Source organism: Streptomyces sp. 63XJN7_1_ISO-PGPR-S23-121 (assembly GCF_056173025.1).
The window spans coordinates 4,082,961-4,104,524 of record NZ_CM149653.1 but is presented as its reverse complement, the minus strand read 5'-3'; the positions used below and the strand labels follow the sequence as shown (position 1 = coordinate 4,104,524).

General features: G+C 69.5%; 14 protein-coding genes and 7 pseudogenes. 6 read left to right on the top strand and 15 right to left on the bottom strand.

Annotation, left to right across the window (positions count from 1 at the left end; genetic code table 11):
• Positions 1 to 388: 388 nt before the first annotated feature.
• The gene (locus AC0VYN_RS18285; protein WP_475536914.1) at positions 389 to 1,549 is read right to left on the bottom strand and encodes a pentapeptide repeat-containing protein; all 1,161 of its coding nucleotides are present in this window, start codon (positions 1,547 to 1,549) and stop codon (positions 389 to 391) included.
• Positions 1,550 to 1,993: 444 nt separating this feature from the next.
• The gene (locus AC0VYN_RS18280) at positions 1,994 to 2,719 is read right to left on the bottom strand and encodes a hypothetical protein (RefSeq protein ID WP_475531777.1); all 726 of its coding nucleotides are present in this window, start codon (positions 2,717 to 2,719) and stop codon (positions 1,994 to 1,996) included.
• Positions 2,720 to 2,842: 123 nt separating this feature from the next.
• On the opposite strand from AC0VYN_RS18280, the gene AC0VYN_RS18275 reads away from it, so the two are divergent.
• Entirely contained in the window at positions 2,843 to 3,019 is a 177-nt protein-coding gene (locus AC0VYN_RS18275; RefSeq protein WP_475531776.1) for a hypothetical protein, read from the top strand.
• 287 nt (positions 3,020 to 3,306) lie between these two features.
• Here the strand turns inward: AC0VYN_RS18275 and AC0VYN_RS18270 are convergent, their stop codons facing one another.
• The 5 genes and pseudogenes from AC0VYN_RS18270 to AC0VYN_RS18250 form a co-directional block, all read right to left on the bottom strand.
• Positions 3,307 to 3,717 carry a hypothetical protein gene (locus tag AC0VYN_RS18270; RefSeq protein WP_475536913.1) on the bottom strand — a complete coding sequence of 137 codons (411 nt, stop codon included), beginning with the start codon at positions 3,715 to 3,717 and terminating at the stop codon, positions 3,307 to 3,309.
• Positions 3,718 to 3,879: 162 nt separating this feature from the next.
• Positions 3,880 to 4,746, bottom strand: coding sequence for an ABC transporter ATP-binding protein (locus tag AC0VYN_RS18265; RefSeq protein WP_475531775.1), 867 nt, complete (start codon positions 4,744 to 4,746; stop codon positions 3,880 to 3,882).
• Positions 4,743 to 5,963, bottom strand: coding sequence for an ABC transporter permease (locus AC0VYN_RS18260; protein WP_475531774.1), 1,221 nt, complete (start codon positions 5,961 to 5,963; stop codon positions 4,743 to 4,745). The genes AC0VYN_RS18265 and AC0VYN_RS18260 overlap by 4 nt, the downstream gene beginning before the upstream one ends.
• A pseudogene (locus AC0VYN_RS18255) lies at positions 5,960 to 6,899 on the bottom strand (ABC transporter permease). Before AC0VYN_RS18255 ends, AC0VYN_RS18260 begins: the two are co-directional and overlap by 4 nt.
• Positions 6,900 to 6,975: 76 nt before the next feature.
• Positions 6,976 to 8,481, bottom strand: coding sequence for an ABC transporter substrate-binding protein (locus tag AC0VYN_RS18250; RefSeq protein WP_475531773.1), 1,506 nt, complete (start codon positions 8,479 to 8,481; stop codon positions 6,976 to 6,978).
• 189 nt (positions 8,482 to 8,670) lie between these two features.
• Here AC0VYN_RS18250 and AC0VYN_RS18245 point away from each other — a divergent pair, with 189 nt between their 5' ends.
• Positions 8,671 to 9,330, top strand: coding sequence for a TetR/AcrR family transcriptional regulator (locus AC0VYN_RS18245; protein WP_475531772.1), 660 nt, complete (start codon positions 8,671 to 8,673; stop codon positions 9,328 to 9,330).
• Here AC0VYN_RS18245 and AC0VYN_RS18240 read toward each other — a convergent pair.
• Positions 9,320 to 9,802, bottom strand: a complete 483-nt coding sequence (locus AC0VYN_RS18240) for a GDSL-type esterase/lipase family protein (RefSeq protein ID WP_475531771.1) — start codon at positions 9,800 to 9,802, stop codon at positions 9,320 to 9,322. The genes AC0VYN_RS18245 and AC0VYN_RS18240 overlap by 11 nt on opposite strands.
• On the opposite strand from AC0VYN_RS18240, the pseudogene AC0VYN_RS18235 reads away from it, so the two are divergent.
• Positions 9,734 to 10,972: pseudogene (locus tag AC0VYN_RS18235) on the top strand (hypothetical protein); the annotation flags it as partial. The gene AC0VYN_RS18240 and the pseudogene AC0VYN_RS18235 sit on opposite strands and share 69 nt — an antisense overlap.
• A 54-nt stretch (positions 10,973 to 11,026) precedes the next feature.
• Here the strand turns inward: AC0VYN_RS18235 and AC0VYN_RS18230 are convergent.
• A complete protein-coding gene (locus tag AC0VYN_RS18230; RefSeq protein ID WP_475531770.1) occupies positions 11,027 to 13,186 on the bottom strand; it encodes a cellulose binding domain-containing protein in 2,160 nt (719 codons plus the stop codon).
• Between the two features lie 175 nt (positions 13,187 to 13,361).
• Here AC0VYN_RS18230 and AC0VYN_RS18225 point away from each other — a divergent pair, with 175 nt between their 5' ends.
• Entirely contained in the window at positions 13,362 to 13,484 is a 123-nt protein-coding gene (locus AC0VYN_RS18225) for a hypothetical protein (RefSeq protein WP_475531769.1), read from the top strand.
• Between the two features lie 129 nt (positions 13,485 to 13,613).
• Here AC0VYN_RS18225 and AC0VYN_RS18220 read toward each other — a convergent pair.
• The 4 genes and pseudogenes from AC0VYN_RS18220 to AC0VYN_RS18205 form a co-directional block, all read right to left on the bottom strand.
• A pseudogene (locus AC0VYN_RS18220) lies at positions 13,614 to 14,817 on the bottom strand (cellulose-binding domain-containing protein).
• Positions 14,818 to 14,946: 129 nt separating this feature from the next.
• Positions 14,947 to 15,450 (bottom strand): annotated as a pseudogene (locus AC0VYN_RS18215) (cellulase family glycosylhydrolase); the annotation flags it as partial.
• A gap of 47 nt (positions 15,451 to 15,497) precedes the next feature.
• Positions 15,498 to 16,412 (bottom strand): transposase, encoded by a 915-nt coding sequence (locus AC0VYN_RS18210; protein WP_475531768.1) that lies wholly within the window; start codon positions 16,410 to 16,412, stop codon positions 15,498 to 15,500.
• Between the two features lie 60 nt (positions 16,413 to 16,472).
• Positions 16,473 to 16,949, bottom strand: a pseudogene (locus tag AC0VYN_RS18205) (transposase); the annotation flags it as partial.
• A 47-nt stretch (positions 16,950 to 16,996) separates the two neighbouring features.
• Between AC0VYN_RS18205 and AC0VYN_RS18200 the strand changes: the two are divergent.
• Positions 16,997 to 19,085 (top strand): annotated as a pseudogene (locus tag AC0VYN_RS18200) (ISAzo13 family transposase).
• Between the two features lie 15 nt (positions 19,086 to 19,100).
• Here AC0VYN_RS18200 and AC0VYN_RS18195 read toward each other — a convergent pair.
• Together AC0VYN_RS18195 and AC0VYN_RS18190 are read right to left on the bottom strand one after the other, a co-directional pair.
• Positions 19,101 to 19,872, bottom strand: a pseudogene (locus AC0VYN_RS18195) (IS256 family transposase); the annotation flags it as partial.
• Positions 19,873 to 20,411: 539 nt separating this feature from the next.
• Positions 20,412 to 20,855 (bottom strand): Rrf2 family transcriptional regulator, encoded by a 444-nt coding sequence (locus AC0VYN_RS18190; RefSeq protein WP_475531767.1) that lies wholly within the window; start codon positions 20,853 to 20,855, stop codon positions 20,412 to 20,414.
• Positions 20,856 to 21,017: 162 nt separating this feature from the next.
• Between AC0VYN_RS18190 and AC0VYN_RS18185 the strand changes: the two genes are divergently transcribed.
• Positions 21,018 to 21,488: a nuclear transport factor 2 family protein gene (locus AC0VYN_RS18185; RefSeq protein WP_053637133.1), complete on the top strand. Its 471-nt coding sequence runs from the start codon at positions 21,018 to 21,020 to the stop codon at positions 21,486 to 21,488.
• Positions 21,489 to 21,564 lie beyond the last annotated feature (76 nt).

Genomic DNA, 21,564 nt, shown 5'->3' with positions numbered 1-21,564 from the left:
ACGTCGCTGACGATTGAAAACCGTGTGCCAGTCGGTGGCGGCGAACCCCCCTGTCGAGAGGTGACTGAATCCGTGCCTGCGCCGGGCCGTGCTCCCGCGGCCCCGGGGCCACCGTCCGGGCAATTGGCTGTGACGGTCGGGGTGGGGCAAGTGTGCGGCTATGTCGCGTTCGCTGAGCAGGTCTGGCCGTATGCGGCTCGCCGGGCGTCGCGGATGAGGGAGGCGGCGGCCCGGGTAATTTCGTCGCAGCCTTGAGTTGTTCATGGAGCGACCCGCTCGAGAAAAGCTGCTGGAGCGCCGCCGAAGTGTTGGGGGAGGATGTCGCTGACGAGGAGAGAAGCCGGTCAGGCGGATTGCGGTCGCCGTGGTCATGACCGGCGCGTCTTGGTCAAGAAGTGGACCTCAGCGGCGGTGCCTGCCACGTCATCCCGGGTGGCTGGAGTAGGGGCGAGGGCTCGGGTCCGGGGTCATCGGTGTCGACGACTCCGGCGGCCGTGTGGTCGAAGTCGGCAGGCCAGCGGGTTTGCTCACTGGCCAGGGCGCCGGTCAGGCGGGCTTCGAGAAGGTCGGCGGTGCTCAAGTCGGTGCCGCGCAAGTCGGCCATGCGGAGGTCGGCGCGGTGGAAGACGGCGCCGTGGGCGTCGGCCTTACGCAGGTTTGCCTCGCGCAGGTCGGTCTCGGTGAAGTCGGCGTCACGCAGATCGGTTCCGACCAGCTTCGCGGCCCGTAGGTCGCCCAGAATGCAGCGAGCCCGGCGGAGAATCGCCGTCGTGAGGTCGGCGTGGCGCAGGTTGACTGAGACCAGGGACGCCTGGGTCAGATTGGCGTGGTACAGGCCCGCCGCCTCCATGCAGGTGCGGTCGAAGTTGACCTCGGGGAACCACAGACCGTCGCAGTCGGCCCGGCGCAAGTCGGTGATGCTGAGATTCACCCAGGACTGCTCCCTGTGCCGGCACAGTACGCCGAGCGCGGTCAGCGCCACTTGGGCGTCGGCGGCACGGGTCTCCAGGGGCGCGATGTCGTTGATGGGCACGTCTGCCGCCGGTGATTGGGGTCCGGCGGGCGGCCAGGGCAGGTGTGTACGCAGATACGCGGCCTGGATGGAGATGATGGCCTCCCGGTCGCGGTCGGACTGCTCCGCGATCCGCCACAGCGCGTGCAACCCGCCGATGCGCACATCCAGCTTGTCGCTGCCGAGCTGGTCGACCGCCCGGCTGAATCGGTCAGTGACGTAGCCCTCCTGGGTGGCGCGCAGACCATCCTGACTCACCCGCAGTTGCCGCCAGGTGGCATACGCGCCGAAGAGCACGACCAGGCCGCCGACCACCTGCAGAAGCGTCGTACGCACATCGTTCACCGCCTTCAGCCGATCCTGCGCGGCGACGCTCGCCCCGGCGAGATCGTGGTCGACCACCAACCCCGGCAGTACGACGAACACCGTGCCCAGAACGACCAGCCCCGCCCCGGCCAGCAGAGCTGCAACTACACGCCGCCCGACCAGCCCGCCATACCATGCCCGTCGCCCGCGCTCTGGTTCCCCCATCTCCATGGGCATGGGAGCCTAGGCGCCGCTCAGAAGACGATCAAGCGTGCCGTGCCACTTGCCCGCGACACGAGAACGGCCGTACGGGATACACCGGTTGTGAGGCTCAAATGGGCCCGTGCGGCCTGTTCACTCCTGCTCTGTTCGGCATCCGGCCCGGCAGGCACGGGTGTATGTGAGCCGGCGGGGACGGGGACTGGCCACCTCTGAGGCCGACACGTTGGAGCTCGTCCGTGTCCAGCATTGGCTGGAGGATCCGATGCGCCGGCGCGTCCCATCGGGTGCGGTGCTGGAGGCCTGGAACTTCTTCGAGGATCTGGCCCGAGGACTCGGTCAGGTCCACCGGCTGCCCCGGCAGAGAGCGGTGCACAACAGCGCCGTTGAGCGCGAAGTAGCGCAAGGCCGCAAACTCGGCCTCGATCCAGTTCAGCCAGGAACCGTAGGTCCCGCCTACGGCCCCAGCTGGGCCGCGAGTGCCTCGGCGACCTTCCTGAGCGACTCGCCGGCCAGGGCCGGGTCCGCCTTGGTGACGGTCGATCCCTGGGAGACCACGAGCACCAAGTCGCCCTTGCCCGCCACCGCCACCCGTGCGACGGCGACCGTGCCCCGGCCCGGGGTGACCCTGGTCTGGCCGATCCCGGGCTCGTCCTTGGAGAACGCCATCACCTCGTCGGCGCCGAGGTTGCCGAGGGCGGCGATCTGCGGCAGCGCCAGGTTCACCGCCACCCCGCCCTCGGACACGGCCACGAGGTCGATCTCCACCGGGGCTTGCGAAGCCGTGAAGTTGCAGACGACGGACGCGTTCGGCGGGACGGCGGGGATGGAGGGGACCCCGGACGGCGTGGGCTGCCCGCTGGGCCAGGCCTGGGCCGGCCGGCCCGGGTCGACGGTCCCCTGAGCCGCGGGGTCGCCGCCGGTAGCCGCCGGGGTGACGGTCCGCTCGGCCCCGGCCGCCTTCAGCGCCGCCGCTGGGTCGAGGGCGAACGGGCAGGCCGACGTATCAGTCAGCTGCTTCGCCGTCGAGGCGACCCGGTCGTAGGACAGCCTCTCACCGCCAGAGGCGGCCCCACCGGAACTCCCGGCCGAGGAACAGGCGTTGCCGGCAACGGCGATCCCGGCCGCGCCGACCAGGGCGAGGATGCGGCGGCACTTGGCTGCTGTGCGATCAGCTGTCATCCGGTCAGCCTAATGCTGCTACCGCATCTGCGTGACGGATGTGGTAAGGGGCTCGTTGGTGTAACTGTGTGCCGATGATCGACATCGAAGGCTTGATGTTCTCTCGATGCCGAGTGGGAGCACGTGTTCCTGCAGCTTCGCTTCGGCGACCAGTACCCAGCCTTGTCCCGCCCCGGACTCGATCCAGCACGGCTCGACCTCATGGTGGCGCCGTCGACTTCCACGAAGGCCCGCAGCATCGCCCCGCCGTCCTCGCCGTCTCCGCTGTTGTCCGTCCTGCTGGTGCTGCGGCTGCGGTAGTAGAGCGGGACGTCGGGGATGACGCCCTCGCCGCCGCTGAGAGGGTGGTGGATTTCGGGGATCCAGTCGAGGGGGTGGCACAGGCCGCCGCGGCGGGGGGCGTCCTGCAGGAACGCCAGTGCGGTCTCGATGACGGTCAGCCCGTGCCCGATGCCCAGCCGCACCGCGGTCCGGTCGTGCGCGCCCCGCGGGGGCCGGCGCCCACGCAGCTCGGGCCACTCGGACGCAGTACAGCACCGTGGAAGACACCAGCAGCGGGGCGGGGTTGTGCCGCTAACCGGCCCCTGCTACATGCTGCGTTCAGCCGGGGGCGCCCCCGCACGAGCCCCCTCTGGTGCGACCGCGCCGCCCGGCACCGCCGGGCTCGACCCACGCGCCCGCCGGTTCCACCGTGACTGGAGCGGGGCACTGGTGTCCGCGGGCGCCGTTGAGGTCACGCCGTATTGGTTGATGCCGTCGAGTGATATGCCGCCGTCGACCCATCCCCAACCGATGGTCGTCCGCGCCGATGACGGGTTCTCGCCGCGGTAGATCACATCAGCCCAGGCGTCGCCGGTGCAGGGCGATACGTCGCTGCAGCCCTTGGAGTCGCGCGGTCCGATCTCCAGCGTGCCGTCCTCCTCGCGATCCAGCACGACATAGTCCGGGATTTCGCACCAGAACCGCGCCAGCAACTCGGGGTCACGGCAACCGAGCACGAGCTCACTGGTACGACATGCCGTAAGAAACCTGCTTCCGGCCGGGGAACCGTCGGGAAGGTCACGCGCGAAGCTCACCGGCTCCCAGCAGTGAAAACATCCGCGACCGGTACCTGACGGGCGAGCCCGGTCGAAGTGATTTCCGGACCTTCGGCGCCCCCGTCAGTCGGCAAGGCTCTCCGCCGCCTCCCTTCGCCGGCGCTGTGCGGCGACGTTCGCCACGGGCGCGGAGAGCATCAGTGCCCGGGTGTCGGCGTGCCGGGGAGCCCGGGTGACATCGGCGGCGTCACCCGTCTCCACGATCTCCCCGCGGTGGATCACCGCCACCCGGTGGCTCATGAAGCGCACCACGGACAGGTCGTGCGTCACGAGGAGATACGCCGTCCCGGTCTCTTCCTGGATGTCCAGCAGCAGGTCGAGCACGGCCCGCTGGGTCGTCAGGTCGAGTGCGGATACCGGCTCGTCGCAAATGATGAGCCGGGGACGCAGCGCCAGCGCCCGGGCGATGGCGACGCGCTGCCGCTGGCCCCCGGAGAACTCGCGGGGCAGCCGGTGGGCGGCGTCCGCGGGCAGGTGGACGCGGTCGAGGAGGTCACGGACCCGGTCCCGGGCCTCCCGCGGACCCGTAGCGTGCGTGACGAGCGGCTCGGCGAGGGTGTCCCCGACGGTGAGCGAGGGGTTCAAGGAGGTATACGGGTCCTGGAAGACGACCTGGATGTCTCGGCTCAGTGCGCGGCGGCGGGCGCGGCCGGCCGCGTGGACGAGCTCTCCGTCGAAGCTGATCGAGCCGGACCGCACCGGCACCAGGCCGAGCACGGCGCGTCCGATGGTGGTCTTGCCCGACCCGGACTCCCCGACCAGGCCGAGCGTCTCACCCGGCCGGATGTCGAGGGACACTCCCATGAGCACCTCGGTCCGCGGGGCGCGCCGGCCGCGGCCGGGAAAGGACACCCGCAGGTCCCGCACCTGGAGCAGGGGGTCCGCCGCGACGGCGGGATCGGCGGTCTCGGTGACGTCGGCGGCGGTCATACGGCGGTGCTCCTCGCCTCCCGGGGCTGCCAGGGGCCACGTGCCGGAGCCTCGTCGAGGACGGCATCGAGCAGAGTGCGGGTATAGGGGTCCTCGGGTGAGTGCAGGACCTGTTCGACGGTGCCTGTCTCCACGATCCGGCCGCCGTTCATCACGGCGACGCGGTCGCACAGATCCGCGACGACCCCGAGGTCGTGGGTGACCAGGAGGACGCCGAGTCCGCGGTCTTGCTGCAGCCGGCGCAACAGGTCGAGGACCTCCGCCTGGACCCGGCGCGCGGCCCGCGGGCGGGTGGCGGCCGGCCGGCCAACGCGGTCCTCCAAGCCGTCGCGCAGGGCCGAGGCGAACAGGACGAGGGCACCGTTGGTCAGCCCCAGGGCAAGGCCCGGCCACAGCATCAGCAGGGGCGCGCGCTGGATGTTCTGGAAGGCCTCGTTGAGCATCGCGCCCCAGGTCGCCGTCGACCCGCTGCCGATGCCGAGGAACTCCAGGCCTGCCTGCAGGCCGATCGCGACGCCGGCGACGAGCGCCACCTGGATGATGACCGGTCCGCGCACGACGATCAGGACGTGACGGGCCACGATGCGGGTGTCGGACAGGCCCGAGACCTTCGCGGCGTCGATGTACAACTCCTTGCGCACGCCCGTGACGATGCCCCGCACCAGGCGGTAGAAGCTCGGTGCGGCGAGCACGCCCAGCACGACCATCAGCGCCCACACACGGGGACCGAGAATGGCGCGGGAGGCGAGGAGCACCACCATCGCGGGCAGTGCCATGACGAGGTCGACCGTCCAGTTGGCGGCGGAGTCGAACCGGCCGCCGCGGTAACCGGCGTACAGCCCGGCCGGCACGCCGACGGCGAGGGCGATGCCGAGGGCGATCAGCGCTCCGCCGAGGGTGTTGCGCCCGCCGTACAGGATGCGGGAGAGGATGTCCCGGCCCGCGGAGTCCATGCCCAGCGGGTGCGCTCCGCCGGGGTCGGCGAAGGCCTGGCCGAGCGAGGCGGCCGAGGGATCCTGCGGTGCGAGCCAGGGCGCCAGGAGGACCGCGGCGACGAGCAGCAGGAGCACGGCGGCGGACCCCGCGCCGAGGGGGTCGCGCAGCAGGCGTCGCAGCACGCGGCGACCGGACGCCGCCCCGGGACCCGCGGCTCGTGCAGCGCTGTCGGGAGGGCTCGCGACAGGGGTGGGCACGTCGGCCGGAAGGTTTTCGCTCATGCGGCCCTCGCCTTGGGGTTGAGCCAGCCGATCATGATGTCGACCAGAAGGTTGATCAGGACGACCCGACCACGGTGAGCATGACCAGCGCCATGATCACGGGGATGTCGCCGCGGGTCGTGTAGGTGACGGTCATGCTGCCGATGCCGGGCAGTCCGAAGATCTGCTCCACGACGACGGCGCCGCCGAGCAGGCCCACGAACTGCATGCCGAGAACCGACAGTGCGGGGGCGGAGGCGTTGCGCAGGACGTGCCGGAAGACGACCCGGGAGGCGGGCAGACCGCGGGCGCGCAGCGTACGGACGTAGTCCTGGCGCAGGACGTCGATCACCGCGCCGCGGACCTGCTGGGAGACGCCGGCCACGGAGGCGACCGACGGGGACAGCACCGGCAGCGTGACCGTGGACAGCCAGCCGCCGGGGGAGGGGCGAACGTGATGTAGCCGATGGCCGGGAACCAGTTCAGCCGGACCGCGAAGACCAACACGAGGACGAGCGTCACCAGGAAACCGGGCAGTGCGTAGCGCACGACGCCCAGCACCTGGACGAAGCGGTCGACGGCGCCGCACCGCACTCCCGCCAGGATGCCGAGCAGGAAGGAGACCACCGTGGTGACCAGCGTGGCGCCGGTCATCAGGCTGAGGGTGACCAGCAGCCGGCCCAGCACCGCCTGTGTGACGTGCTCGCTGGTGAACCACGAGGTGCCGAGGTCGCCGCGGACGGCGTGGACCAGCCAGTCGGCGTACTGGCGGAGCACCGGCCGGTCCAGGCCGAGGGCGGCGTTCTTCGCGTCGACGGCGGCCTGATCGGCGCCTTGGCCGAGGAGCTGCCGGCCGACGTCGGTGCCGGGGATCGACAGCAGCACGTAACTGAGCAGGGAGATGACGACCAGGAGCAGGACGCCGGAGGCGATCCGGCGGGCGATGAAGTTCAGCATGGCACTCGGTATCCGTGACGGGCCGCCAGGGACGGTGCGGGCGTCGGCGGCCCGCACCGCTCCGGGCACTTTTGGGTCACTTGGCGGGGGAGTAGTTGTAGATCGACGGGACGGCCATGCCGGACTGCGGGCGGATGGTTACCGATCCGTCCGAGACGTGCAGGTAGCTCATCCGGTAGAAGGGCACGAACCACGTCTCCTTCACCAGATGCTCGCCCAGCTCGCGCACCGCCGTTCCGGCTTGTCCGGCCGTTCCGGACTGGATCCGCGGGGGCAGTTCCCGCACGGTGGTGTCGGTGGTGCCGAACATGTTGAAGGCACCCGGGTTGACCAGTTCGTCGACCACGACCCAGTCCGACGAGGACTGGCCCATGTTCATCACCATCCCGGAGTACGCGCGGTCGGTGAAGACCTTCTGCACCGCCGAGGCACCGTCGAGGTCGTCCCAGACCAGCTTCACCCCGACGGCCTCGAAGTCGCCGGCCAGCGAGGCGGCGAGCGCGTCGTTGACGATGGCCGCGATACGGGGGAGCTTGAGCGTGAAACCGTCGGCGTACCCGGCCGCCCGCAGCAACTCCCTCGCCTTGGCCGGGTCGTGGGCGTAATAGGTGTCCAGCGTCTTGTCGTACCCGTGCGTGTCGGGGCCGAAGACCTGGGAGGTGACCTCGAGCATCGTCTTCCGGTCGATGGCGAGGTTGAGTGCCTGGCGGACGCGGGGGTCTTTCAGCGCCGGGGTGAGCTTGCCGCCCCGGTCGAAGAGCAGCAGTCCCTGGAAGTCGAACTCCTGCTTCGTCGTCTTCATGCGGGGATCGGACTCGATGCTGATTTGCTGGTCGGCGCTCTGCAGGAGAGCGGCGTTCACCTGGCCGGTCTTCAGGCCGTTGACGATGGCCGTCTCGTTGTCGAAGAAGCTCATGGTCAGCGTCTCGTAGGGGAGGTGATCGCCCCAGTAGTCGGGGTTGCGCCGGTAGACCCACTTGGTGCCGACGGTCGTCTTCGCCTTGTCGAGACGGTAGGGGCCGGTGCCGTCGGGAGTCGTCTTGAGAGCGTCACCCCCGGCGAAGGCGGCCGGGTTGGCCATCAGACCGGCCGCGTCGCTCAGGTAGAAGATCATCGCGGGGTTGGGCTGCTTCAGCTTCAGCGTCGCGTGCGAGGCGTCCGCGACCTCGACCGACTCCAGGTCCTTCAGCCACTTGGCGTCGGCGCCGCCGCCCTTGGCGAAGCGTTCCATGTTCGCCTTCACCGCCGCCGCGTCGAAGGGGGTGCCGTCCGCGAACTTCACGTCCTTGCGCAGGGTGAGGGCGAGCTCGGTGCGATCGGCGTTGTACATCCACGCGGTGGCCAGCATGGGGCGGAACTCGCCGTCGGGCTCACGTTTGACGAGGGTGTCGTACGTGGCCTGGAAGAACGGCAGGGCACTGCCGACCGCCTGGGCGGGGTCGAGGCTCTGCGGAAACGTCATGGTCGCGATGTTCAGGGCCGACGAGCCGGTGGCGGCGGTGCCGGAGTCGGTGCATCCCACGAGGGCGAGCGATGCCGCGACGCAGGCGGCCACGGCCCCGGTTCGGATGGTTCTGGTCATGAGGTTCACTTCGTGTGGAGGGCCGGGGGTGGGTCGTCCCGGACGAGATGGGCGGTGAGCTTAACCGCAGAACTAACCACTTGGTAGGTTTTTCTCGCGGTGCGGTCGGCCGGCTGGTAATTTCCGGGGATCCTCACGGGGCCGTGCTGCCCCGCGATCCACCGGTGACGACGGGAGGAGACCGCCGCAGTGAGCGCACGACCCGAGGACGCCCCGCGTCGCCTCTCCAAGGGCGAGCGGACGCGGGCCCGCATCCTGGAATCCGCGGCCGAGTTGTTCTCCCGCGCCGGCTTCAACGCCGTATCGGTGCGGGACATCGCCGCGCACGCGGGGCTGACCCACGCCGGAGTGCTGCACCACTTCGCCGGCAAGGAGGCCCTGCTGACCGCGGTGCTGGGCCACCGGGACCGGACGGACGCCCAGTCGGTGTTCCCCGGCATCACGCATCCGGGCGCGCCCGAGCCGGTACCGGCCGAGCGGCTGCGGATGCTGGTCGGGCTGGTCGCCCGTAACAGCGCGACCCCGGGCCTGGTCGCTCTCTACACCAAGTTGTCGGCCGAGGCCACCGACCCGGGGCACCCCGCCCACCACTACTTCAAGAAGCGTTACCGCATCCTGCGGGAGGAGCTGACCGTGCTCGTCGAGGCGCTGCGGGCGGCGGCCGACCCGCCGCCCGCCGTGGATTCGGCGGTCGTCGCACGGCAGTTGCTGGCGCTGATGGATGGGCTCCAGACGCAGTGGCTGCTGGAGCCGGAAGCCGTGGCGATGGAGGATTTGGTGCGGGACTATCTGGTCCGGCTGGGTCTCGAGCCGGACGGCGGTGTGCGGGAGGCGGGCGTCAGCGGGTGAGTGCGGCGAGCACCGCATCGGCCGTACTCCGGTGCCCGGCGGCGTTGGGGTGGAACCCGGCCGCCGCGGCGGTGTCCTCGGGCTCGATCCAGCGCACGCCCGCCGGCCGGCACACGTCGTGCCCGACGGAAGGGCCGTCGGCGTCGACATATGAGGCGTCATTCAGTACGGCCTGGCGTGCGAGCGTGGTGTTGAGCTGCTTCGCCTTGTCCCGGAGCCAGGGAAAGTCGCCCTCGGCGAGCGCGACCGTCTCCCGGCAGGCCGTGCCGTCGTCGGGGAAGATCGCCGGATATCCGACCACCAGCACCCGGGCGTGCGGGGAGCGAGCGTGGATCTCGTCGAGGACTGCCTCGACGCGCGGTGCCGTGGCCTCGATGCGGGAACCGATCTCGTCGGTGCGGAGGTGAGCGAGCCCGAGGCGTCCCGCACCGGGCTGCCCGCCGGCACGACTGTCCCAGCCGCGGTACGGCATCCTGTGGAGGCCGCCCTGAGCGCGCCGCTCGGCACGCTCGTCGAGCGCGGCGTCGTGTCGTCGGCGGAGGTACTCGCCACGTTCGTGCCGCAGCTCGTGGCCACCACCACCGCACAAGCCTACCCGGACCCGGCGCTGCGCACCCTGGCCACCGCCCACTATCGGGCCTTCCGCAACCGGCGCTCGCTGCTGCTGCTCAACCTGGAGCGGCAGGTGCGGACCGAGGAACTGCTGTGGGTGCGGGCCGTCGCCGCACACCGCGTCTCCGGGGAGGCCAAGGACGTCGCCGCCGCCGCGCTGCGGCAACTCGGCGGCCTCGCCGTGCAGGCGTTCCCGGCCACGGTCCTGCCGAACCCGCTGGTCAGGGAGCTGTCCGTGCTGGCCCGGCAGGCGGACCTCGGCGCGCCCCTCGTGGAGGAGCTGGCCTCGGACATCTTTATGGGCACCTTCGCGCCCAAGTTTCTCGCCGCCGCGCGCGTGGCCGCGGAGCTGCTGGGTGGCGGGTCCCTGTACGCGCGCTACTACGCCGTCGACTACCGCGCCCTGCGCAACCTCGCGATCGTCGAGGCCGGTGAGGCGGCCCGGAGTTCGTCCGGGGCGCGTCCGTCACCGGGGTTCGCCGAGCTGTGCAAGCGGCGGGCGGCGCAGCTCCAGCCGGGCGTGGACAGCGGCGCGCGGAACCGCTCGGGCGGCGGCTCCTGGGTCGCCGCGAACGGCACGGTGATCGAGCAGGCACAGATCCTTACCACGCACAACCTGGCCACCTTGGCGCACCGGGTGGGCATCGCCCCCGAGGCGGGCTGGGACGACCTGGCCCGGCGGTCCTTCACGACCGTGTGTCGGCTGACCGCGCGCCTGCACCACAACCCGCGGCCGCTGGGCGGGATCAAGGACGTCGCCTACGCCTGGCGGCAGATGCTGTTTCATCTGTCGCTGTGCACGCCGGGTGGGCGGTCCCGCGTCCTGGCATGGCTGCCGGAGGAGGCGGCCCGCCACCCGTGGCATGTCGCGGCCCGGCTCGTCCCCGCGCTCGCCGGCCTGCGCCAGGTCGCGGAGGGCGGCTCGGCGCGCGAGGGCGAGGGACGGATGCTGCTGGGCTGGAGCACCGGCGGTCACTGGCTGCGGCCGGACCCGGTGCTTCCAGCGCAGGTGCCGGTCAGGTCCAGGTGATCAGAGGCCTGGGCTGCTCCAGAATCGGAATGCGGGCCGGGCCGCGGGTGGTGGTCAGAGGGTGCGGCAGACCGTCCCGTTGAGGGTGAACGTCGTCGGCGTGGGGTTGGCGCCGTCGTTGGCTCCGACGAAGCCGAAGGTGGCGGTGGAGCCACCGCGCGGGGCCAGCTCGGCGTTGGCGCCGTTGTCGGTCACATGGACGCGCTTGCCCGAGCTGGTGACGTTCGCGTTCCAGGAGCTCTGCACGGACTGGCCGGTGGACGGCCAGGAAAAGTCCAGGGTCCAGCCGTTGATCGGGGCGTCACCGACGTTGGAGACCGTGACGGTGGCGACGAATCCGCTGCCCCAGCCGCTGTCCACCCGGTAGTTGACCAGGCAGCTGCTGTCGTGCGGAGCCGTGGTGGCGAAGGTCAGCGGCTCGGAGGGGCGCGAGAGGCGGCCGTCGGTGTCCCGGGCGAGGACGTTGACCATGTGCTCGGAGCCCGGCGGCAGGTTGTTCAGCGTCGCCGAGGTGGAGGTCGAGGTGGCGAGCAACTGGGAGTTCGCCCCCAGGCGTTCGTACACCTCGTAGCGCACCGCCTTGCCGTTCGCGGGAGCCGTCCAGCTCACTGTGGCGGTTGAGCTGCCCACGGCGGTGGTCTTCGGTGTGCCGGGTGCGCCGACCGAGGCCGTGGTGGCGTGTGGAGCGACGGTGATCGTGGTGATCGAGTACGGGGGCAGGACCTGATTGCCCCCGGCGGTGGCGGGCACCCGGGTGACATCGGTGTCGCCGCGGCCGTAACGGTGCACGATCGGTGCCTGGGCATTGGGCGCGTATCCGCTGTAACTGATGTCCGCAGTGCGGGAGTTCAGTGGGTCTTTGTTGATCAGCATGACGCTCAGGGTGCCGTCGGTCCGGTGCACGGCGTGAGCGGAGACCTGGTCGCTGTCGGTGGAGGAGGCGACCATCGTGTCACCGGGACGACCCAGCTTCGTCAGCGACTTGATGCCGAAGTACGGGTGGAACGGCGTGTTCACGGCCGGCTGGCAGACGTCGCCGACGCAGCCGCCGCTGGAGAGCAGGCCGAAGTCGTTGAAGTCGGTGTCGCCGTCCACCGTCTCCACCTTGGTGGGCCCGTTGTGGACGTTCCACCAGTCGACGTTGAAGACGCCGTTCTCCAGCGCCGTCATGTAGGTGTCCGCGGCGAACAGGCCGTTGGGGCGACTGTTCATCTGGACATTGGAGTTGACCTCGGTGAGCGCGATGCCGATCTCCGACGAGCGGTCGCCGGCGTACCGGTCGATCTGCCGACGGACCTCGCGGAGCTGCCCGGGCAGCCGGGCGGTCCGGTCCAGGGCCTCGTCGGCGGTGGCGCCGCCCGGGTAGGAGTGCACGATGGCGAAGTCGATCGTCCCGGCGACCGCGGACAGCACGGTGTGGTTCCAGTCGGCCGAGTCACCCGGGCCGACGATGCCGTCCGGCCAGTCGCCTGGCGTGGTCAGCACGGCGCCGATCTTGATCGTCGGGTCGACTGCCTTCATCGCCTCGGCGTAGGCGAGGACGTTGCGGGCGTATTCGCGCGGGTTCTTGTCCGGGTGGTCGTCGGCCTCCCAGCCGCTGCCGTAGTGGCCGTTGCCGTAGATCTCGTTGCCGATCTCCCAGTACTTCGCCCCGTAGCCGCGGGTGACGTTGGCGTACCGGACCCAGTCGGCGGCCTCCTGTGGGGTGCCGGTGCCGTAGTTGGCGATGATCATCGGCTGGGAGCCGGAGGCGCGGACGCTGCCCATGAACTCGTCGAAGGTGGTGCCGGGCGCCACGTAACCGCCGGGGGCGGTGTGGTCCTTCCAGTGGTAGATGTCGCCGTAGGAGCCGCCCGGATAGCGCATCATGCCGACGCCCGCCTGGCCCAGCAGGCCGGTCACCTCGGGGTCGTTCATATGCGAGTCCCAAAGCGCGTGGTTAACGCCGAACGCCGCCTTGTCGATGGTGCCGAGCCCCACCCCGGCATTGACGGAGACCTCGACGGTCGACGCCTCGCCGGCGGCCGTTGCCGTGGCGGCCGGGTCCGCGGCGGTCCGGCCGGTCGCGGCGGGCGCCGGGGGAGCGGCGGCGAGGGCGGCGGCCGTGGCCAGGGCGCAGACGAGCGCGGCGGCGGAGCGTCTGTCCGCGGTTCTTCCGGCTTTGCGAGGCGATCGGCCCAACCGGCCGGTGGCGGGTAGGTGTGCGAGCGGCATGAGGTGTCCTCCTCGGGCGAGCGCCGCGTCGGTCGGCAGGCCGCCCGGTGTGAGTGGTCGGTGGGGTGCCTTCGATGGAACGTTGATGGGAGCGCTCCCATGATGATGCGAGGGAGGCATGACCACGTCAATGGTGCGGACGAGGGTGTTCTGATCCCCCGTCACCCCTGCCACCGTGAGCCATCGGCCTGCGTGCTCCGAAGTCATGATCCACCTCGCCATGGCCGGCCTCATGGCCCGCCGCCTCACCGGCGAGAACGCCATCTCCGGGCTCGACCCGACACTGCAGATCAAATAGCCGGTTGCGGGATAAAATATCGGACGAAAACGCCCGCTATGGCCGCGCAAGGTCGGCCGGGCCCTTCCGGCATCGGATCTTGGGGGAGCGGTCCGTGGTCGGATCGGCTCCCCCTTCCGGTTGGTCGTGTCAGCAGCCGATCGGTGACGAGCCGACGGCCACGTCGTCGAACCACAGGGTGTCGTCGCCCGTGCCGTAGCTCTCCCAGCCCAGGCGGAAGGCGGTCGGACGGGGCGGTGCGGTGCGGGCGAGTCACTGCCGGTCGATGTCCTGGTCGGGGACGCCGTCGGCGTGCAGGCCCGGGACCTGTTCGTCGCCGAGCCACGTGTCGAGCTTGGGTGCGGACGTGTCGATCGCGAACCGCAGACACTGCCAACTGCCGGTCGGCAGCGGCCTGCTCAGCGCCACGCCTGACGGGCTCTGCGCGGGCAGGGTGGCGTCGTCCGTCTCCCGGTTCCACTGCAGGGCGCCGTTCTGGCCCCCGACGCGCAGGCTCCGCCCGCCTTGGGAGGAGTCGGGCATGGAGACGAACGTGACGTGGGCGGCCGGCAGCGCGGTGGTGTGCCGTACCCACAACCGTACGTACATCACCGGGCCGACGGAGGACAGATCGGCGGTGGCCGCCACGAGAGCGTGGTTGCAATAGCCCGCCCTGCCGTCGACCCGCAGCGACCGGCCGCCGCTGTGCGCGACCGCGGTGTCGACGGCGGCCGTGCCCGTGCCCTGGCAGTCGGGTGCGGTGAAGCGCCATGCGCCGGACGGGGTGGGGCCGGTCTGGTCCTCGAAGCCCGAGCAGATCACGGCCCCACCGCAGTCCCCGGTCGGCGGCGGGGTGGTGGGCGCCGGTGTCGTCGGGGGCGGGGTGCTCGTCGGTGGGGTGGTGGGCGGAGGGGTGCCGGTGCCGCCGCACGATACGCCGTTGAGGGCGAAGTCCCCTGGTGCGGGGATGGAGGAGCGCCAGGTGCCCTGGAGACCGAAGTCGGCGGTGCCGCCCGTGGCCAGCGAGCCGTTCCAGTTCGTGTTCTCGGCGACGACGGTGTTGCCGGTCTGGGTGACGGTGGCGTTCCAGGCTGCGGTCACCTGCTGGTCACCGGCGTAGGTCCAGGCCAGACCGCCAACTCGTGACGGTGGGGCCGAGGTTGATGATCTTGATTTGTGCCGTGTAGCCGCCCGTCCACTGGTTCACGGTGTAGTCGACCCGGCAGCCGGATTCCGCGCCGCTCGCGGACAGGACGGTGAAGCCGGACGCGAGGAGCGCCACGGTTATGAGGAACACCGCGGCGGTCCAGGGACGGCGCGGGCGGCGCAGTAAGCGACGGAGAAGGATGGGCATGGGTACCTCCGGTGGGGCGAAGGGACGGGGGGAGCGCCCCATCTTTCTCGGGAGCGCTCTCCGTATGTCGGTGCCTCGCTGCCTGGGTGCGTGAGCGCCGCGTACCGGTCTCCCGGTACTCGGGCGGGGTCAGTTGGTCGGGTAGTTGTCGGCGGTGCTGATCCGGTTCTTGACCAGCGCACCGGACTCGGTCAGCACGCCGCTGCCGCTGTAGTCGCCGCCGTCGCAGGTGCCCGGCTTGAACGCCGCGCTGTTCTCGTCGGCGTCCGAGTACGTCCAGTTGGCGTAGCTGATCTTCAGCTGGTCAAGGAGGTCCAGCCAGGCCGTGGTGCTCGTCCGGTCCAGCGCTCCGTTACCGGTGGCGCTCACCGTGCCGAACTCCGTGACGAACAGTGGCAGTTTGGCGGCCGCCCGGCTCACCGTGGCGCGGTAGTTCTCCTTGTGGCTCGCGGCGTAGAAGTGGAACGCGTACATGATGTTGGAGGCGTTGACCGGGTTGTTGACGACCTCGGTCTCGTTGGAGCCGTCCGAGACGCCCAGTGAGGACCAGCCGCGTGTGCCGACGATGACTACGGCGTCGGGGTCGGCGGCCCGGATGACTGGGATGACCTGCTCGGCGTAGTTCTTACGAGCTGGTGCGTGATTGCGGTTGAGGCGTGTTTGCCTGATCAGGGTCGTGGTCACGCGTTGGCGGTGCGGTCGGAGACGAGGCCGGCGATGGCCCGGTAGGTGTCGGGCAGGGCCTCTCGCCGGTGCGTCCAGCGGGTCAGCTGCTTCCAGCGTTTGTGGTCGGCGAGCGCGTGCTCGACGGTGATGCGCTTCGATGAGTGTCGGTGCCGGGCCTCTTCTCTGGCGGCGTGTACGTGCGGCAAAGCGATCTTGTTCGGTTTTCTGGGCGGTGTGATCGCCTGGCCGGGGTGGTCACGCCGGAGACCGAGGTAGCCGTCGTCCAGGAGCACTTCAACGTCGGGGAAGTGCTGGAAACAGGTTCCGATGCCTTCGTTGCGTGTGGCGGTCGCATCGTGCATCCGTTCTGGCCGCAGGGCGTCGGTCCAGAGAGTGCGGCCCTGATGGTCGGCGACGACAGTGGCCTTCATCGTGTTCTGCTTCTTCTTGCCCGAGACGAACGCCCGGCGTCCGCCGCGGCCGGCTGCGGGCCGGCGGACCTGGATCTCGGTGGCATCCAGCCGCAGCTCGATGCCCTCGGCCTGGGCGTAGGCGAACACATCCGCCAGGGTCCGAAGCCGCAGGCCAGGACGGTCAGGGACTGCGCATCCGCGTTCGGCCAGGAGCCCGCGTATCTCTCCGATCGCGCGGGTAACGGTGGAACGGTCGACACCGGACAACAGGGCCAGGACCGAGTGCGGGAGATCGTGCCGCAGGTGGATCAGCGTGACGACCAGCCGGTCGACGAACACCAGCCGATGCCGGGCACCGGCCCCCGCCTCACGTTTCCTGGCCCCGCCGCGAGCCTCGTGACGACGACTCTCGACCACGGCCTGCCACGGGTCAGCCAACTCCTCGACCAAGCAAGCCAGATGCTGCCGGGAGACACCGGTGAACAGCTGATGCGCGAGGATGTCCCGGTCGACCATGATCAGGTCACGTCCGCTGGAGTGGTGTATCGACGGCCACTCGGTGATCTCGGTTTGAGGCTATGCGGTGAGTTCGGTGGGCAGGACGGTCTCGTCGGTTTCTGACTCGATCGGGTGGAGACGGGCTTTGGCGAGGAGTTCGCGGCCCATGTAGCGCCGGGCCTCGGTCCACTCGTCGTTCTGCTCGGCCAGGACCGCGCCGACCAGGCGGATCACGGCGGTGCGGTCGGGGAAGATGCCGACCACGTCGGTGCGGCGCCGGATCTCCTTGTTCAGCCGCTCCTGCGGATTGTTCGACCAGATCTGCCGCCAGATCTCACGTGGGAACGCGGTGAAGGCCAGCAGGTCGTGCTGGGCGGCGTCCAAGTGGGCTGCCGCCTTGGGGAACTTGGCCTCCAGTGCGTCCAGAACGTGCCGCATCTGGGCCCGGACGGCGTCGGTGTCGGGCTGTTCGAAGACAGTCCGCAGCAAGGTGGCCACCCACGGCTGAGCAGACTTCGGGACCTGGCTCAGCAGATTTCGGGCGTAATGAAGCCGTAAGGAAATAACACGTTGCTTCGCGAGGACGCGTTCGTTGGTCTGGTATGCGAATATCCGACGAGGCCCGTGTCCTGCTGACCCGGCGGTTCGAGGTTCTGCTCCCGCACCTGAACGAACGGCAGCGCCGTCTCGCCCTGGCCACCGAGGCCCGACTGCTGGGCCATGGTGGTGTGAGGCTCGTGGCGAGAGCTGCCGGGGTCAGCGAGACTACGGTCCGCAGAGGTGTCTTCGAACTCGAAGGCGGCACCGGATCGCTGCCCGAAGGCCGTGTCCGGCAGGCGGGCGGCGGGAGGATGCGCGTCGAGGACGTGGACCGCGAACTCGTCCCCGCGCTGTTGGCGCTGGTGGAGCCGGATGAACGGGGCGATCCGATGTCTCCGCTGCGCTGGACGACCAAGTCGCTGCGCAACCTCGCGGAAGAACTGACCCGGCAGGGGCATCCGGTCTCCGCTCCGACCGTCGGCCGGTTGCTGAAGGAGCAGGGCTTCAGCCTGCAGGCCAGTGCCAAGACCCTGGAGGGGAAACAGCACCCCGACCGTGACGCGCAGTTCCGCTATCTCAACGAGCAGGTCAAGGAGCATCAGTCCGCCGGACAGCCGGTGATCAGCATCGATGCCAAGAAGAAGGAACAGCTGGGGCAGTTGCCCAATCCCGGCCGGCAGTGGCGACCGGCAGGTGATCCAGTACAGGTGGAGGACCACAGCTTCTACTTCATCGGCCCCGACGTTGACGTGGCGATCCCCTTCGGCATCTACGACCTGGCCAACGACAGCGGCTGGGTGAACGTCGGCACCGACCACGACACCTCCGTGTTCGCCGTCGAGTCAATTCGCCGCTGGTGGCAGGCGCGTGGACGGGCGGACTACCCGGACGCCGACCGCTTGTTGATCACTGCGGACTGCGGAGGGTCCAACAGTTACCGCTACCGGTTATGGAAGGCCGAACTCGCCGCCTTCGCCGCCCAGACGGGTCTCACCGTGACTGTCTGTCACTTCCCGCCGGGCACCTCGAAGTGGAACAAGATTGAGCACCGGCTGTTCTCCCACATCACCATGAACTGGCGCGGCAGGCCCCTGACCAGCTATGAAGTCGTCGTCAACAGCATCGCTGCGACCCGCACCCGTACCGGCCTGCGCGTTCACGCCGAGCTGGACGCCGGTGCCTACCCGGTGGGCATCTCCGTCAGCCGCGACCACCTGCGCTCTCTGCCGATCACGCCCCATGACCAGCACGGATCCTGGAACTACACGATCGCCGCCGCCGCCGGTGCCGAGGACGGCAACCAGGTCAGCCCCAGCGATCGAGACCGCACCAGGGCGCAGGTCCTCACGATGCTTGCCGACCCACGCTTGAGCGGCATGACCGCATCGGAACTGGACGCGCTGCGCGACCAGTTGGCCCCCGCACAAGCCGCCCAGGCGGAACAACGCAAGTTCCACCAGCGCGGCGGCCGACGGCTGCAGGCCCCCGGAGCCCACGGCAGACCCCTGCTCTCGAACGCTGAACGCGTCCTGATCACCGTGATCTACCTGCGCCGCGTATGTTCCCAGAAGGTCCTGGTCGATCTGCTGGCCATCAACGCGGTCACCATCGGCAAGGTCATCGGTGAGACCCGCACGCTCATGGACGTACAGAAGATCAACCATCACACAGACCGCGCAATACTTCTCCTCCGCCCGGGAACTGCGCGACTGGGCGGAAGGCGGTGCGACCACCAGTCGCATGGAACTCTCCCAAGCCCTGTCCCACCCCGCCCTCACCGGCATGCCTCGATCAGACCTCCAGGCACTGATCGACCGGATCACCCTGCCCTACCAGGCCGCCCTCGAAGAACGCCGGCATCGCCAGCGCGGCGGTGACAGGCGACCCGGAACCCGCGGCGACCTCTTCCGCCAAAAGATCACCGACGCCGACCGAATCCTGGCAACTGTCCTCTCGCAACGAGGTCTATGCGACCAACAGGCCCTGGCCGCCGTGTTCGGCGTCAGCCGCGGCACCATCCGCAACGCCATCGAGGACGTCCAGCCTCTCCTCGACCAGGATCAATACCTCGTGACACCCGCCTAACGACGCTTCGCCACGGCCGCCGACGTACTCAAGTTCGTCGCCGAAAGAGGCGAAACACCATGTTGATTCCTTACGGCTTCAATGGGTGCGGCATCGCTGCCAGGACGCGCCCGGCAGGACCGCGCCGATCGCGTTCACCAGGCCGGTGTGAGCGTCGGAGACGACCAGCTGGACGCCGGACAGGCCGCGGGCGGTCAGCGAACGCAGGAAGGCGAGCCAGCCGGCGCCGTCCTCGGCCGTGGCGACGTCGATGCCGAGGATCTCGCGGTGTCCGTCGGCGTTGACGCCGACCGCGATCAGGGCGTGGACGTTGATGATGCGGCCGCCCTCGCGGACCTTCTGGGTCAGTGCGTCGACCCAGACGAAGGCATACGGCCCCGCGTCCAAGGGGCCGGTTGCGGAAGGCTGCGACCTGCTCGTCCAGATGCTTGGCCATCGCGCTGACCTGGGACTTCGACAGTTGGGTGACGCCGAGGGACTCGGCGAGCTTCTCGACCCTGCGCGTGCTGACGCCCAGCAGGTAGGCGGTGGCCACCACCGAGATGAGGGCCTGCTCGGCCCGTCGGCGCCGTTCGAGGAGCCAGTGCGGGAAGTAGCTGCCCTGCCTCAGTTTGGGGACGGCGAGTTCGACGGTCCCGGCGCGGGTGTCCCACTCGCGTGGGCGATAGCCGTTGCGGTGGTTGACGCGTTCGTCGCTGACCTGCCCGTATTCGGCGTTGCAGAGGGCGTCGGCCTCCGCGGACATGAGCGCGTCGGCGAACGTCTTGACCATCGCGCGCAGCAGATCGGGACTCGCCGCGGCGAGGTTGTCCTCGGCGAGGGCGTGCAGGGGCAGACTGTCTGGTGCGGTCATCGTGCTGATCTCCTTCGAGCTTCGACATCTCGAAGATCAGCCGGTGGCCGTTCTCATATCCGGGCCCTCACTCCGACGCGAGGACAAACGCCCGGATCAGGTGGGAACCCGTACACCACTTCCCAGGACGCAACCAGCCGCCGACGTCACCGGAGGAACCCGGGGCCTGAGGAAGTGCGGCAGCAGACGGTCTGTCCGGCTGTCCGGCTGGGTGGGCGGTCGCAGCCTTCTGGGCCTGGCGGGGGACGGTCTGGGCTCGGCGGGGGACGGTCTGGGCTTGTCGAGGTGCCCGTGCACCGTGAAACGGGGCACGCCGAATCTGTCGGGGATCTGCTGGCCGGTCTTCTCCCGCTCGTCGTCGTAGAGCCGCTGGACGAGCACGGCCTGGTCCGCGGTGAGCTCGGCCTGCGCCCGCCGTCTGTTCCGGCGGCGGATCCAACGCGTTCGGCGCGGGATTTCATCTCCACGCTCACGTCAGTCCGCCCCGGTGGGCAGAACCCACGCCGAACCCTACGGTTCGCACGGGGTCGCCCAGCTGATCAGAGAGGCTGGCGAGGTGCCGCGAGTACGTCCCTGAGTACCTTCTCGAGCGTGACGCGGGCCAGTTCGTGTCTCAGGGTCTCCTCGATGTCCTGGTAGATGCCCCGCATTGCCGGCTGGATGCCGTGACCCACCACGCATCCCTGGTTCGGGGTAGTGCGGTGCATCGCGAACAGTGGGCCGGGTTCCACTGCCTCGTACACGTCGAGCAGGGTGATCGATCCCAGCTCGCGCGCCAGCGACCAGCCCGCGCCCGCGCCCCGCCGGGACTCCATGAGCCCGGCCCTGCCCAGCTCGCCGAGCAGCCGCCTGATCACCACGGGGTTGGTGTTCGCGCTGGCTGCGATCGGCTCGGAGGTGGCGACCTCGTGGCCTTGGCGCTGGTAGAGACCGATCCAGGCCAGCGCGTGGGCGGCAATGGTCAGCCTGCTGTTGGCGCTCATAATCCCTCCTCCGGTCGCAACACTCCATGTTACGACAGCATAGTCGTAACAGTGTAGGTTGCAACAACCTGTCGTAACGGTTATCGTTACGACAGCCGGGGAAGGGCCAATCAAGGACAAGCGCGGACCGTCAGCGTGTTGCGAACTCAAAGGAGAACAGGAATGGAAAGTAACGAAAAGACCATTCGCGAGGCTTACCGGCTCGCGGAAGGGAACGTTCTCGACGGTGACGGTTTCCTGGCCTTGTTCACCGAGGACGGGTCGTTCAACGACATGTCGACCTCGCAGAGCTTCCGCGGAGAGCAGATTCCTCAGGTGATCGCGGGCCTCGCCCGCTCGTTCCCCGATGTACACCGTGAGCTGCTCGAGGTCCATGCGTTCGGTGATGTCGTCGCCGTCGAGTTGCGAATCCAGGGCACGCATCTCGGAGGGTTTCCGACTCCGGTCGGCGAGATCCCACCGACCGGGAACCGGATCGACGTGCCGGCGGCGGACCTCTGGTACCTCCGTGACGGAAAGATCGAAAGGTTCAATTGCTACAACTCGATGAGCGTGTGGCTTGATCAAATCGGGGTCCACCCCGACTTCAAGTCCGCAGTCGAAGCCACCGAGACAGCAGCCACGACGGCGTAACTCTGCCGGTCAGCGCCGAGTATGCGACAAGACACTCCCTTCTTCGGGCCGCATACCCGGCGCTGCTTCTTGAATA

What these genes read in the sequence shown, in the direction of transcription:
- AC0VYN_RS18285 (WP_475536914.1), bottom strand. Translation starts at nt 1,549, where the DNA reads ATGGAGATGGGGGAACCAGAGCGCGGGCGACGGGCATGGTATGGCGGG.
- AC0VYN_RS18280 (WP_475531777.1), bottom strand. Translation starts at nt 2,719, where the DNA reads ATGACAGCTGATCGCACAGCAGCCAAGTGCCGCCGCATCCTCGCCCTG.
- AC0VYN_RS18265 (WP_475531775.1), bottom strand. Translation starts at nt 4,746, where the DNA reads ATGACCGCCGCCGACGTCACCGAGACCGCCGATCCCGCCGTCGCGGCG.
- AC0VYN_RS18260 (WP_475531774.1), bottom strand. Translation starts at nt 5,963, where the DNA reads ATGAGCGAAAACCTTCCGGCCGACGTGCCCACCCCTGTCGCGAGCCCT.
- AC0VYN_RS18250 (WP_475531773.1), bottom strand. Translation starts at nt 8,481, where the DNA reads ATGACCAGAACCATCCGAACCGGGGCCGTGGCCGCCTGCGTCGCGGCA.
- AC0VYN_RS18240 (WP_475531771.1), bottom strand. Translation starts at nt 9,802, where the DNA reads ATGCCGTACCGCGGCTGGGACAGTCGTGCCGGCGGGCAGCCCGGTGCG.
- AC0VYN_RS18230 (WP_475531770.1), bottom strand. Translation starts at nt 13,186, where the DNA reads ATGCCGCTCGCACACCTACCCGCCACCGGCCGGTTGGGCCGATCGCCT.
- AC0VYN_RS18210 (WP_475531768.1), bottom strand. Translation starts at nt 16,412, where the DNA reads ATGGTCGACCGGGACATCCTCGCGCATCAGCTGTTCACCGGTGTCTCC.
- AC0VYN_RS18190 (WP_475531767.1), bottom strand. Translation starts at nt 20,855, where the DNA reads ATGAGCGCCAACAGCAGGCTGACCATTGCCGCCCACGCGCTGGCCTGG.
- AC0VYN_RS18185 (WP_053637133.1), top strand. Translation starts at nt 21,018, where the DNA reads ATGGAAAGTAACGAAAAGACCATTCGCGAGGCTTACCGGCTCGCGGAA.